The sequence below is a fragment of the Stenotrophomonas sp. BR163 genome, assembly GCF_047520985.2.
In the GTDB taxonomy this organism is placed as follows: Bacteria; Pseudomonadota; Gammaproteobacteria; order Xanthomonadales; family Xanthomonadaceae; genus Stenotrophomonas; species Stenotrophomonas sepilia.
On the sequence record NZ_JAXBRE020000031.1, the window covers coordinates 1 to 12,697 of the forward strand.

The 12,697-nt window shown below is 60.8% G+C and carries 12 protein-coding genes; 6 read left to right on the forward strand and 6 right to left on the reverse strand.

All coding sequences use genetic code 11. The annotated features are described in order from the left end of the window. Positions 1–624 precede the first annotated feature (624 nt). The gene (locus ACM0PY_RS18350) at positions 625–1,011 is read left to right on the forward strand and encodes a hypothetical protein (RefSeq protein ID WP_100473728.1); all 387 of its coding nucleotides are present in this window, start codon (positions 625–627) and stop codon (positions 1,009–1,011) included. 79 nt (positions 1,012–1,090) lie between these two features. On the opposite strand, the gene coaE is transcribed toward ACM0PY_RS18350, so the two are convergent. The 3 genes from coaE to ACM0PY_RS18365 are packed head-to-tail and all read right to left on the reverse strand — an operon-like array spanning position 1,091 to position 3,841. Next, the gene (gene coaE, locus ACM0PY_RS18355) at positions 1,091–1,702 is read right to left on the reverse strand and encodes a dephospho-CoA kinase (RefSeq protein ID WP_180886128.1); all 612 of its coding nucleotides are present in this window, start codon (positions 1,700–1,702) and stop codon (positions 1,091–1,093) included. 11 nt (positions 1,703–1,713) lie between these two features. Further along, a complete protein-coding gene (locus ACM0PY_RS18360; RefSeq protein WP_005418626.1) occupies positions 1,714–2,577 on the reverse strand; it encodes a prepilin peptidase in 864 nt (287 codons plus the stop codon). 7 nt (positions 2,578–2,584) lie between these two features. Then, positions 2,585–3,841 (reverse strand): type II secretion system F family protein, encoded by a 1,257-nt coding sequence (locus tag ACM0PY_RS18365; protein WP_180886130.1) that lies wholly within the window; start codon positions 3,839–3,841, stop codon positions 2,585–2,587. Positions 3,842–4,196: 355 nt separating this feature from the next. On the opposite strand from ACM0PY_RS18365, the gene ACM0PY_RS18370 reads away from it, so the two are divergent. The 3 genes from ACM0PY_RS18370 to ACM0PY_RS18380 all read left to right on the forward strand — a co-directional run bounded on the left by ACM0PY_RS18370 (position 4,197) and on the right by ACM0PY_RS18380 (position 7,059). Continuing rightward, the gene (locus ACM0PY_RS18370; RefSeq protein ID WP_032957219.1) at positions 4,197–4,634 is read left to right on the forward strand and encodes a pilin; all 438 of its coding nucleotides are present in this window, start codon (positions 4,197–4,199) and stop codon (positions 4,632–4,634) included. Positions 4,635–4,749: 115 nt separating this feature from the next. Continuing rightward, the gene (locus tag ACM0PY_RS18375) at positions 4,750–6,639 is read left to right on the forward strand and encodes a hypothetical protein (protein WP_180886132.1); all 1,890 of its coding nucleotides are present in this window, start codon (positions 4,750–4,752) and stop codon (positions 6,637–6,639) included. 3 nt (positions 6,640–6,642) lie between these two features. Further along, positions 6,643–7,059: a pilin gene (locus tag ACM0PY_RS18380; RefSeq protein WP_151354677.1), complete on the forward strand. Its 417-nt coding sequence runs from the start codon at positions 6,643–6,645 to the stop codon at positions 7,057–7,059. A gap of 26 nt (positions 7,060–7,085) precedes the next feature. Here the strand turns inward: ACM0PY_RS18380 and ACM0PY_RS18385 are convergent, their stop codons facing one another. Continuing rightward, entirely contained in the window at positions 7,086–8,183 is a 1,098-nt protein-coding gene (locus ACM0PY_RS18385) for a glycosyltransferase family 4 protein (RefSeq protein WP_258013459.1), read from the reverse strand. Positions 8,184–8,353: 170 nt separating this feature from the next. Here ACM0PY_RS18385 and ACM0PY_RS18390 point away from each other — a divergent pair, with 170 nt between their 5' ends. Together ACM0PY_RS18390 and ACM0PY_RS18395 are read left to right on the forward strand one after the other, a co-directional pair. Further along, positions 8,354–9,166, forward strand: a complete 813-nt coding sequence (locus ACM0PY_RS18390; protein WP_180886135.1) for an FkbM family methyltransferase — start codon at positions 8,354–8,356, stop codon at positions 9,164–9,166. Then, the gene (locus ACM0PY_RS18395) at positions 9,163–10,278 is read left to right on the forward strand and encodes a glycosyltransferase (protein WP_180886136.1); all 1,116 of its coding nucleotides are present in this window, start codon (positions 9,163–9,165) and stop codon (positions 10,276–10,278) included. The genes ACM0PY_RS18390 and ACM0PY_RS18395 overlap by 4 nt, the downstream gene beginning before the upstream one ends. On the opposite strand, the gene ACM0PY_RS18400 is transcribed toward ACM0PY_RS18395, so the two are convergent. Then, positions 10,241–11,491: a lipopolysaccharide biosynthesis protein gene (locus tag ACM0PY_RS18400; protein ID WP_180886138.1), complete on the reverse strand. Its 1,251-nt coding sequence runs from the start codon at positions 11,489–11,491 to the stop codon at positions 10,241–10,243. The two genes, ACM0PY_RS18395 and ACM0PY_RS18400, sit on opposite strands and share 38 nt — an antisense overlap. Beyond that, positions 11,481–12,695, reverse strand: a complete 1,215-nt coding sequence (locus ACM0PY_RS18405; RefSeq protein WP_219633487.1) for a glycosyltransferase — start codon at positions 12,693–12,695, stop codon at positions 11,481–11,483. The genes ACM0PY_RS18400 and ACM0PY_RS18405 overlap by 11 nt, the downstream gene beginning before the upstream one ends. Between the last annotated feature and the right edge of the window lie 2 nt (positions 12,696–12,697).

Here is a 12,697-nt window from a genome sequence, read left to right on the forward strand (position 1 = left end):
GCCGACGCGCTGAATCTACTTTGCAAGCTCGAAGGCTTAAGAGCCGAGGCAGCGTCATCGGAGCCTCCCGGGTCACCGGGGAATTGTGCCTGATCAGGGCACCATCCAAGACACAAGAGCCGAGCCCGCGCTCGGCTGCGGTGGCTTCCCGGAGCCGAGCATTGGCTCGGCTCTACACCGGGTTCGTGTTGCGCCCTGTGTCGCTAGTGCCATCGAAATAACTTCGCAGTCGTGATGGGCCAGAAGCCCAACACGACATCACCGTGATCGCCGCCACGCCGCGCGCGTGTCCGCATGCACGCATTCGTGCACCCAACTGCGGCTTGAGAATTTCCTTACAGATCACAGCGCTGCGTGATGGCCAGATGGGGCGGTCGGGGCAGGTGCCCTGGCCGGGATTGGCGTCCTGAAAAAAAACCGACAATTCAAAAGCTCCAGATGTGCAGCGGCCATCATGGAAAATGCATCACCTGCCTCGTTTCGGCGGATGGTGCGTGGGGATTCGTCAGAATCCGCTGGAGTCTTTTTCCTTAGCTTTTGAATTGTTGGGTCTCCGGTACGCCAACCCGCACCGTCCGCCACCTTGCATCCGCAGGTGGCTCGTCGTCTGCGAGGAGATTCACTATGTCCGCACGCCCCTTGTTCCCCCAGCTGCACGCCCTGATCGGCGAAGCCGCTGACCTGCTGCCGGCCGACGTCGCCGAGCGCGTCGAAACCCTGCTCGATGATCCCAAGGATCTGTTGCCCGCGCTGCTGGCCCGCATGGACGGCCGCGATGCAGCCGACGGCCGCCGACTGGAGGCGCAGGGCCTCAGCCCGGCCCAGGCGGCCACCATGGCCGGCCTCAGCCGCACCCTGGCCGGCTTGAATGCACTCATGCAGGTGCTGCACGCCGCCGAAGCCGCCCGCGAACAGGGAGGTGCCCACCAGCAACTCAGCCCGGATGTCGTAGACGGCCTGCTGCTCGGCGCCCGCGAACTGGCCCGCTACGCCCGCCTGCAGCTGGAGTAGATCCACGCCATGCGTGGATGCGCCTCGGTAGTGCGTCGATTGGCTTCGGTAGTGCCGGCCGCTGGCCGGCAACCCGGCCTCAACTCCCAGCCAACCCCAGATACCGCGCATGCAGCGCTTCCACCTGCGCCTGCAGGTCTTCCGGGTGGCCATCGTTGACCACCACATCATCGGCCAGTGCCAAGCGCTGCGCGCGGCTGGCCTGGGCGGCGATCATCTTGTCGGCCAGTGCGGCGTCGATGCCGTCGCGCTGCATCAGCCGGGCGTGCTGCACGGCTTCGGGCGCATCCACCAGCAGCACCCGGTCCAGCCACGGGTAGGCGGTCCGCCCACCGACCTCGGTCAGTAGCGGAATGGCGGCAATCGCGTAGGGGCTGGTGGCCTGCTCGCACTGCTGTTGCATCAGAAGGCGGATGGCCGGATGGGTGATCGCTTCCAGCGCGGTCCGTTCGGCCGGGTCGGCGAACACGTGGGCCCGCAGGCGTGCCCGATCCAGGCCGCCGTCTGCCTGCAGCATGTCGGCGCCGAAGCGCTCGGCGATGCGGCCCAGGGCAGGGCTGCCGGCAGCAACCACCGCGCGGGCGGCCAGGTCGGCGTCGGCCACCACGATGCCCAGCGCCTCGAAGCGCCGGGTCACCTCGCTCTTGCCGGCGGCAATGCCGCCGGTCAGGCCCACTACATACCGGCTCATGGGGATTCCCCTCAGCGCAGCCCGCTCAACACCAGGTACTGCTCGACCACGGGCGCGCCCCACATGAAGTACAGCCAACCCGCGATGGCCAGGTAGGGGCCGAACGGAATCGGCGTGGCGCGGTCACGGCCGCGGGTGTACAGCCAGATCGAGCCGATGATGGCGCCCAGCACCGACGACAGCAGGATGATCGGCAGGATGCCCTTCAGCCCGCACCAGGCGCCGAGGGCGGCCAGCAGCTTGAAATCGCCGTGGCCCATGCCTTCCTTGCCGGTCAGCTGCTTGAACAGCCACCAGACCATCCACAGCGACAGATAGCCCACCGCCGCGCCGACCAAGGCAGGCTTGGCCGGCATGTACAGGTTGTCGATGTTGCCGATCAGGCCCAGCCACATCAGTGGCAAGGTCAACTGGTCGGGCAGCAGCTGGGTGCGCAGGTCGATGCCGGACAAGGCGATCAGGAAGCAGGTCAGCACGATGGCGCCGAAGCCCTGCCAGCCGAAGCCGAATTGCCAGACGCAGGCCAGCACCAGCACCGAGGTCAGGGCCTCGACCAGCGGGTACTGCAGCGAGATCGGCGCCTTGCAGTGGCGGCATTTGCCGCCTTGGATGATCCAGCTGAACAGCGGGATGTTCTCGTACCAGCTCAGCTTGTGCTTGCAGTGCGGGCAGTGCGAGGGCTCGACCACGATCCCCGGTGGTGGGGGCTCATAGAAGTCCGGTTCCTCCAGGACCTCGCGCGCATCGCGCTTCCACTGCCACTCCAGCCGCTTGGGCAGGCGCAGGATGACGACGTTGAGGAAACTGCCCAGCAGCAGCCCCAGGGCGGCCGCGGCGGGGTAGCCGAGGCCGGGATGCTGGTCGAGAAATGCCATGTATGTGTCAGACCACCGATGCCAATTTGAAGATGGGTAGGTACATGCCAATGACCAGGCCACCGACGATGATACCAATGAACACCATGATCATCGGCTCGAGCAGGCTGCTCAGGGCGTCAACGGCATTGTTGACCTCTAGCTCATAGTACTCGGCCACCTTGAACAGCATGGCGTCCAGGGCGCCGGCCTCTTCGCCGATGCCGGTCATCTGGATGACCATGTGCGGGAACAGGGCGGTCTGCTTCATGGCCATGTTGACCGGGTAACCGACCGAGACGTCGTCGCGCATGCGCAGTACGGCATGCTCGTAAACCGTATTGCCGGTGGCGCCTGCCACGATACCCAAGGCTTCTACCAGCGGCACGCCGGCCTTGAAGGTCACAGCGGTGGTACGGGCGAAGCGTGCGATCGAGCTGTTATGCATGATCTGGCCAATGACTGGCACCTTCAGGATCAAGCGATCCATCCCGTGTTGCATCTTTGGCGAGCGCTTATAGGCCATGGTGAAGCCGACGATGCTGCCGATGACGACGATCGCGATCAGCCACCACCAAGAGACCATGAACCGGGATGCGGCTACGATCATCTGAGTAAAGGCAGGCAGATCGGCACCAAATCCCCTGAAAACGTCTTCAAACTGTGGAACCACCCAGATCAGCAGGATCGAGCTGACCAAGAGCGCTACCGCAATGACCATTGCAGGGTAAAACAGAGCCTTTTTGATCTTGCCCTTCAGGGCTTCGATGTTCTCTTTGTAGTTGGCCACGGTATCAAGCACCGTCTCCAATACGCCGGCGCCTTCACCTGCACGCACCAGGTTGCGATAGAGCTCGTCGAACTGCACCGGATACTTGCTGATTGCCTCATGAAGGGACGATCCGCCCTCGATATCGGTGCGGATGCCGTCCACCATCTTCTTCATGCGCGGGTTCTTGTGCCCACTGGCGATGATGTCCAGCGCTGAGACGATCGGCACACCGGACTTCATCATCGTCGCCATCTGGCGGCTGAAGAAGGCAATGTCCTTGGGCGAAATCTTGCTGCCGGCTGTGCCGAACAGTGGCTTGGGCTTTGGCTTGACCGTGCCCGGGGTGATGCCTTGGCGGCGCAGCTCGGCCCGTAGCAGATTCGCGTTTTTCGCGGCCTGCTCCCCTTTCATCTTCACACCCCGCTTGTCCGTCCCCTCCCAGACAAACGGCTGCAGGTCCGTGGTGCTGCGCGCCACGGGCTCCTTCTTGATCGCACTGCGACTGACAGACATATCGGCTCCCCAAGACCCGCCATCCCCAGGCGGGCGTCTAGCCGTCGATGGTAGCGGGTTCATGCCCGTCTGGGCAGTTGTTGAGGGGACCATCATGCGAATTCGTGCCGGGTGCCGACCAAAGGTGACGCACTGCGTCACATTGCCGCGTCCATCGCAGATTCGCATCCGGGGGGTTCCCATCCGTGAAATAGCTGCCATCATGGGCGCGGGGAAATCCAGGGGGAGGCGTGCCGGGGTTGGCACGCAACCTGCGTTGATCCACCCGCAGGGGGCAGGACCCGCTCAGCTGGCCACTGGTCAGACCGATCCTGACTTCTGAAATCAACCACCACTTATCTTGGGGATGTACCAAATGAAGAACCAGAAGGGCTTCACCCTTATCGAACTGATGATCGTTGTTGCGATCATCGCCATCCTGGCTGCCATCGCGCTGCCGGCTTACCAGGACTATGTGGCACGCTCGCAGGTTTCCGAAGCGATGACCCTGAGCTCGGGTGCCAAGACTGCTGTTACCGAGTACTACGCCGACAAGGGCGCCTTCCCGACCACCAATGCGATGGCCGGCCTTGCTGGCGCGTCGTCGATCAACGGCAAGTACGTGGCCAGCGTGACCGTTGGTGCGAACGGCGTGATCACCGCCAAGATGAAGGGCTCGGGCTCGGTGAGCTCCAAGGTCGCCGGTCGCGACTTTGCGCTGGTCCCGGCAGACGCTGGTGGCTCGATCACCTGGGACTGCAAGGGCTCCGCCACGACCATCGACGCCAAGTACCGTCCGTCGTCCTGCCGCTAATCGCGCAGACGGCATAGCGGTATGGGGAAAGGGCCGCTTTGCGGCCCTTTCTTTTTTGGGGCAAGGGGAGTTCTATTCGATGCGAAGTGTGCCTGCTCAGCGACTGCTGCCTCTGGTGGGTCTTGTCCTGCTGGCGCTGCTGGGTGTGGGCGTCTATTGGAATGGCTTGAATGGGGGGTTCATCTTTGATGACTTTCCCAATCTGGTGGACGATCCGGATTGGCGCTTGACCTCGATGGACTTTACTTCCATCGCGCAGGTCATGGGCAATGGGGTCACGGGCGACGTGGGCCGCCCATTGGCAATTCTCAGTTTCGGCCTGAATTACTACTTTACTGGCTTGGCTCCTTGGCCGATGAAGGCGACCGGCTTGGCTCTACACCTCCTGAATTCGGTGCTGGTGTTCGCCCTGGCGTCCATGCTGATCAGGCGAGTGCTCAGCATTTCGTCGTCACAGGTGCGCTTGACGGCCTTCATGGTCGCCACCGCGTGGATGGTTCATCCATTGCAGGTGTCTACCGTCCTTTATGTCGTGCAGCGCATGGAAATAGGAGGAGCGACGGGAGTCCTGATTGCACTTCTCTGCTATCTCAAGGCGCGCGGCAGCGCTCCCTGGTCCCGGGCATCGTTGCTCTGGTGGTGCTGTGCGGTGTTCGGAGCGGGGATTGGCCTGGGCTTCAAAGAGACCGCGATACTTATCCCAGCTTACACACTGTTGATCGAGGTGTTTCTCCTCAAGTTCCGGAATCCGGATGGAACACGCGCGCGCGCAATTTCCCTCCTATATGCCTTTGGAGCCATAGGGGCGATCTTTCTATATTTCGCAGTGATTCTGCCTGGCGCTCTAGCGCCGGAACGCTACTCGGCACGTGATTTCAGCTTGGCTGGCCGGTTGTACTCGCAACCGGCGATTCTGCTGAACTATCTTCAGCAGATCATGCTTCCCTGGCCTGAGTCGCTGATGTTCTATTACGACAATGCACAGGTCCCGCCATCCTGGCGTTCAACTACTTTCATAGTCCCGATGCTGGCGCTGGTCGCGGTGACGACCGCGGCCTGGGGGCTGCGCAAGCGCTGGCCCCTTACGGCACTTGGCATCGGATGGTTCTTTGCCAGCCATTTGTTGACCAGTAATGTTGTGCCGCTGGAGTTGGCTTTCGAACATCGGAATTACCTAGCAATCGCGGGTGTCGCTCTTGCTCTGGTGCAACCACTGACTGCACTGATGCAGAGGTGGACCGTTGAGGCCCGCCGTACGGTAGTGGGAGTCCTGCTGCTATTTGTTTCGGCCATGGGGTGGATCCAGGTGCAGACGTGGGCAGATCCAATGCGCCTTGCTCTCACGTTGTCTAACCGTAATCCTGATTCTTCGCGGGCCGGTTATGAACTTGGACGAGCACTGCTGGCGTCAGCCCCCGCCGATCCTGCTTCCCCGGCTTGGGCCCTGGCTGAGAAGGAGTTCACGCATGCGGCCTCATTGCCCGGCAGTTCCCCACTTCCCGAGCAGGCACTGATCATTCTCAAGTCGCATCAAGGGCGGGCGCAGCCCCCGGAGATATGGGGTGCCCTTGAGCGCAAGATATCCAGGCGGTCATTGGGACCACAGGAAGTCGGGGCGCTTGAAGCGATCGTCGCATGTCGGGTTGAGGGAGGGTGCAGGCCGGCCGAAGAGCAGGCGCTCTTTGCTCTGTTGTCGACCGCAACGGCAGAGAATCCTCGATCGTCGAGAGTCCGGGTGGTGTTCTCCAACTACGCCTTCAATGTGATGAAGGATCCGTCTCTAGCGATGAGGCTCATTCGTGAGGCCGTGCAGATCTCGCCGGAAGACCTGGGATGCCGTCTTTGGTTGTTGAGGATGGGATTGGCATCGAACTTGCTTGAGGTCAGTGAGGCTAGGCAGGGTTTGGGGATTCTGCGAGCCGTCAATCATCGTCATGCCTATGACCGGGACATTGAGGGCCTGGAGCATTGGCTGGCGGCGAGCCAACAATCAACAGGGGGGTAGTGCATGTATCAACGTGGATTTTCCTTGATCGAACTCATGATTGTGGTTGCGATCATCGCCATCCTGGCGGCAATCGCGCTGCCGGCTTATCAGGACTATGTTGCTCGAGGGCAGGTGGCTGAGGGACTCTCGTTGTCAACCGGAGCCAAGGAGGCAATAGCCACGTATTACTCTGACCATGGGCAATTTCCTGCCGACAACCGTGCCGCAGGAATGGCTGCCCCGGGGTCGGTATCTGGAAAATTCGTCCGATCGGTGACCGTTGACAGCACCGGATCGATCTCGGTGGCCTTTGCGTCTTCGGCCAGCGCAAAGGTCGCTGGACAGACACTGGTTCTGACCGCGAGCGATACCAATGGGTCAGTGAACTGGTCTTGTGGAGGGTTGGACGCCAGGTATGTGCCCACGTCCTGTCGCTAGGCGACAGGGCGGCTCCGGGTCCCGAATCAGAGTTCAGAGTTGATCTGGCGCGTCGCCTCAACAAGAAGCGCTTCCATCTGAACGGCTCGCTCCTCCCAGTCGAACGCGCGCAGGTCGCTATTGGAAAGCGGCCTTTGAAGCTGCAGATCGATGGCTTCTACGAGTTCATTGATGTTGCCGGGGGCGTATGCGCGTATTGAGCCCCCGCCGATCCGCCGCGTGTCGCCAACGTCTGATGCGACGATCGGCACGCCACATGCGATCGATTCAGCCAGTTTCAATGGATAGCAGAAACGCCCAAACTCGGAATTGCGGTTGCAGACGACCGATACATCGAGTGAATTGATTAACAACGGAACCTGCTTCCAGCCGATGACGCCTAAATCGATGATCCTGGGATGTGGGTAGCGGTGAAGGGTGGCATCCCTGGGGCCGGCAATGACGAGGTGGATGTCGGGGTGGCGCTCTGAAAGTGCCTGGAATGCTCGGAGTAGATCTTCAATCCCCCTGCTTTGGTCGAGGGCGCCGGCACAGCCAATCAGGCGAGCCTTCACGGGAAGACCAAGCATCTCCCTGCTGACACGTTTGTTGATCGGATGAAACAGATCCCGGCGGACGCCGTTGCCAATGACATGTACTGGAACCGGTGTTGAAAGGGTGGATTTCACATGATCAGCCAGTGCATGTGTTACTGCGCTGATTGCCTTTGAGCCTGCACATGCGCGACGGAACGCGGCGCGCATGCCTGGGATCCGGCTGAGTCCGAAAGATTCGTAATTGTCGTACAGATCTGCAACGTGAGGAGTATGGATGTGCTTCGCCAAGCTTGCACCGAGCACGGTGCATGGTGCATCGGAGCTTGTTAGGAGGACATCGATACGGTGCTGCTGATGAAGTCGCTTGATTGCACGCTCCAACTGAATGGTCTCGAGTGAAAGAGCGTTGATGGAACGCCACTGAACCCCTGCCGCAGACAGGAAATTTCCGGAATCTCGATGCCGATAGCTCAGTGCAATTCCGCTGACGGCATGCCCACGGCGCGCAAGCGCTTCCGGGATCTCCCAGAGTCGGCCATAGCGGTCGTCGATGAGGTCGCGTCCGGTGTACTGCCGCTTGCTGAGCATGAGGACATGCATGGACAGACCTGTATGGAAAATCAGATGGGTAGTGCATCATCATGGGCCAGTTGAAGGTCGGAAGTCACCTGCGGGGTGGGGGTATGGGAATTGCAACAGCGCTGAGGTGGGTGGGTAATCAGCTGCGCCTTGGGGAGCGGCCGGGCTGGGGGCAGAGCATGCTGCGACGCCTGTTCCGTCACGCCCGCGGGCGGCAGACCATACGCGACTTCGATGACCGGTTCATCATCACCCTCGATCTTGCCGAGCATATGCAGCGTCGCATGTTCTGGATGGGCTACTACAACCTTCGCCTCGTTTCTCTCCTCGACCATCTCCTTGAGCCGGGAATGACCGTGATCGATGTGGGTGCCAACATTGGGGAGATTAGTCTGGTCTGCGCGAATCGAGTGGGCAGTGCCGGTCATGTCGTCGCATTGGAGCCGATAGCCGGGATTGCTGACGAATTGCGATTGAATGTGCGGCGCAACGGGCTGCAGGGGATAGTGCAGGTCCATCAGCAAGGCTTGGCGGGAGAGGTGGGCCGACAGGCGATGTATGCCTCCTACGGACAGCATGATGTGGATGAAGTTAATCTGGGGCTGGGGAGCCTGCATGGAACCGAGGGCGTCGACCAGCGCATTGGAATGGTCGACATCACGACGCTGGACGAACTCGTACGGCGTATTGGCCTGTCACGCCTGGATCTATTGAAGGTCGACATTGAAGGCGGTGAGTTGCCCTGTCTGCAGGGGGGAATCGAAACGCTACGACGCTTCCTGCCGATAATTGCGGTGGAAGTGCAGGAGCGCTCCAGCCTGGCCGCTGGATACCGTAGTCGCGAGATTCTGGAGCTGCTATCGCCATTGGGCTATCGCTTCTATCGCTTGGAGGCGAGGCGGCGGTTGGTTCGAATCGAAGTTCAAGATCTGCGTGACTATCAGGATGTGATCTGCATTGCAGGGCCCGCCCGAGCCTTGGAGGTTGCATGATCTGGCTGCTGGCCAGCCGCTGGGAAGCCGGCGGATTGGAGCGCGTGCAATTGAACCTCGCGCGTGGCTTCAAGATGAGAAAATACTCGGTGAGTATCATCGCCGGGCGTGATCTGAATGGGCCGGGTGATAACGGTGAAGTAACCTTCATCGCTCCGCGCGGGGCCTGGCAGATGCTCCTTGGATTGCCTTGGCGCATCCGGCGAGAGCGACCACACGTCGTGGTCACCACCTCCAATGACATTGCGGTATGGATCACCTTCTGGCGCCGCATTCTCTATCCTTCTACGGCAGTCGTCGTGGCTCAGCATCTTTCGCTGTCAGGACCCAGGCGGGCGGCTCGTGGGTTTGTAAGGCTCAAACTGGAATTGATTCGTTGGGCGATGCGGGGCACGCTGACGCGGTCCCAGGGTCTGGTCGCTGTTTCTGTGGCGTTGGCGGCAGAAATGGCGTCTGAGCTGAAGCTCCCTCGCTCCGGAATACGAGTGATTCACAACCCATTGGTCAGTATGGAGGGTGTGCAGGCAAGGCACATTTCTCAGGCGTGGCCCTTCCCGGATGACGATATTCCGGTTTTTATCTATGCGGGGCGCCTTTCACCGGAGAAGCGCCTCGATCTTCTTTGGGAGGCATTTGTGCTGCTGCGAGCCACCCATCCGGCACGTTTGCTCATACTGGGACAGGGGCCGGAAGGTGCGCGTGTGGCCCAGTGGATTGAGAGGAGCAAATTCCAGAGCGACTGTGCACTGCCGGGGCGGGTAGAGGATGCGCTGCCCTGGATGGCCCGAAGCACGGCGCTGGTGCTGCCGTCAGACTACGAAGGGTTTGGCAATGTCCTGGTCGAGGCCATGAGCTGCGGCGTTCAGGTGATTGCTACCGACTGCCCACACGGTCCTTCGGAAGTCCTGGGCGGCGGTCAGTTTGGTCAACTGGTGCCTGTGGGAGATGCGCATGCATTGGCCCAGGCCATGCGGAATGTGCTGGATGGAAGGCAGCAGGTGGCTGCTGAAGATCTTCGCGAACGGAGCAAAGCATTCTCCATCGACTCAGCCTGTGAGGCGTATCTGGAGCTCTTCAGCTTGGCAAGTGAGCGACTTCAGGGCCGGCACTGAAAATCACGGTCAACCATGCGGCTATCGCCATCAGTGCTTCGGTGACGATGATCATCCAAACCGCTCCCAACAGCCCGTTTTCAGGAATCCAGGCTGCGGCAATCAAGGCCATTATCACCAGCCCGAGAGTCTCGATGACGAATCGGTGCATTTTCTTGCCACGTCCAATCAAGACATGGCAAGCGATTTGGCGCAGGCTGTAGCCGATGATGAACAGGCCCATCCATTGTAGGCCGGGAATGGCAGCAGAGAACTCAGTACCGAGCACGGAGGGCAAGATGCTGGCGGTACACCACAGCACGAGGCCCCCCAGCGTTCCATACGCCGTCGCGACCAGGATCATTGAAACAATCAGGTGTCGATGCTGGAGGGACATTGGTTGCGCACGGAACAACCGCGGCATCGCGGACATGACCATTGCATCCAGTGGCATCGCAATTACCGCCGCGATGCGATAGCACGCAGCATACAAGCCGGCTAGCTCGCTTCCACCTGCATGCAGGACGAACGATTTGTCCAGCGTAGTCACGGCAACGGCAGAACTCCAGGCAGCGGCGTGTCCCGTGCCCTGAGCCAGATCGCTGCGTCCGATCTGCAGGTTCGCTGGGCCGGGGCGTAATATCCTTCGGACCAGCATGAGGGCCAGCATCGCGCTGCATACCGAAGAGGCCAGGTGCAGCAACAGATAGGTCGTCAGGTCGTGGTCGACCGGTAGCAGCCCGAAGATGCAGATGGCTGCAAGCCTCATGCCTGCGTTCAATGCGGGAAGGGCAGCGGCCCAGCCCAAGCGATCATTGGCGGAAAATGCGAATGCAGCATTGGTGACGATAGGGAATGCGATGATCTCCGAAAGCGCGACAAGGCCGAGTGCGGGCCACGACATCAAGCCAGCGGTCAGTAGAGCAAAGGCCAAGGAAAGTGGCGCTGCGCTCAGGACGCAGAGCACAAGGCTCTGCTTCCAATAACGGGGAAACTTCCCGTGGTCCGCAGTGCTGTATTGATACATCAGCATGCCGCTGCCCAGCCCTACCAGGCCGGCAAGAGCCGAGGCCGTGCCAACCGTGCCGGAGAACAGGCCGTAGTTGGTTGCTCCCAAAACGCGAGCGCCGAGGATGATCCATGCAGCCAAGCACGCCATCCGCATGCCCTGCCAGAACATCACCAGGATCGAGGTCCTGGCAAGGTTGCCAATGCGCGGTAACCTAGCGAACATTCTGGGGTTCCATGATGGCGCGTAGTTGCTTCGCATACTCTGCGGCGACTTGCGAATGGTCGAAGCGAGCTACCAGCCCAGGTCGTTGTGCGTGCGCCCACGCTTGCGCCTGTTCCGGTGCACTCAGAAGTTCGATGAGTACGCATGCAAGCGAAGCTGAGGATCGTTGCGTGGCCAGATAGCGGGGCGGGCCCGCTGGAAATGCATCACGTACTGCCGGCACGTCCGTGGTCACGACCGGACAGCCGCAACCGAGAGCTTCCACAGTAACCAATCCAAGCCCTTCCTGATCTCCGTTGCGGGCCTCGACGAAGGGAGCGACGAGCGCAGTCGCACGTTGGTAGTAGGCGGGAAGCGCGTTCTGTTTCACCGGACCGACGAAACGGACGTGCTTTTGCAGACCTAATGCTGCCACCTGAGCTTCCCGTTCTGGTAGTTCCGGTCCGTGTCCGATGATGGTGAGGAAGACCTGGGAATGACGAGCCAGAACGAGTGGCAAAGCATCAATCAGGTACGTCAATCCCTTCTTCTCGACCAGTCGTCCGACGAACAGCAGTTCGTTATGTGCCCGCTTCGCTGGGGAGGGGACAAAGCGATGTTGAAGGTCCACGCCCATTGGCGAAACCGCCAAGGGAAGGTCTGCCGCCAAGGCGCGAAAGGGCGCTACCATCGCCTGACTGACGACGCTGGCCGCTTGTGCGCGAGCCAGGGAAAATCGCTTGACGGCCGAGAGAAGCCGCCCCCTCAGAGAGAAGAGATCTCCGCCATGAGATGTAATCAGCATCGGTGGGCGGAGGTGTCTTGGCAGCAGTGCGCTTGTGAGTCCCTGCGGAATGATCCAGTGTGCATGCAGCACTTCGTGACGATTTCGCCGCAGCTCGCGTTGCAATGCCCACCACTGACACAGCAGGAACGTGGGCAACAGTGCAAGCATCCAAGGGCGGCGGCGCAAGTTGGAGGTGATGCCACCACCATTGACAAGTTGCTCCATGGCTTCCGGCGCGTAGCGATAGCGAATGACCTGTACACCGTCCAGTTTCTCTTGGGTGGCGGCGCCAGGGGCGTGAGGACATAGCACAGTGACCCGGAAATCACCGGTTAGATGCCGGCTGAGGGCGTGCACGAACCCAGGCTCGGTGTCTCCTTCCCACCGCGGATAGGTGGACGCCACTACCAGCAGCCCCGGAAGGGAGGCGGTCTGCATGC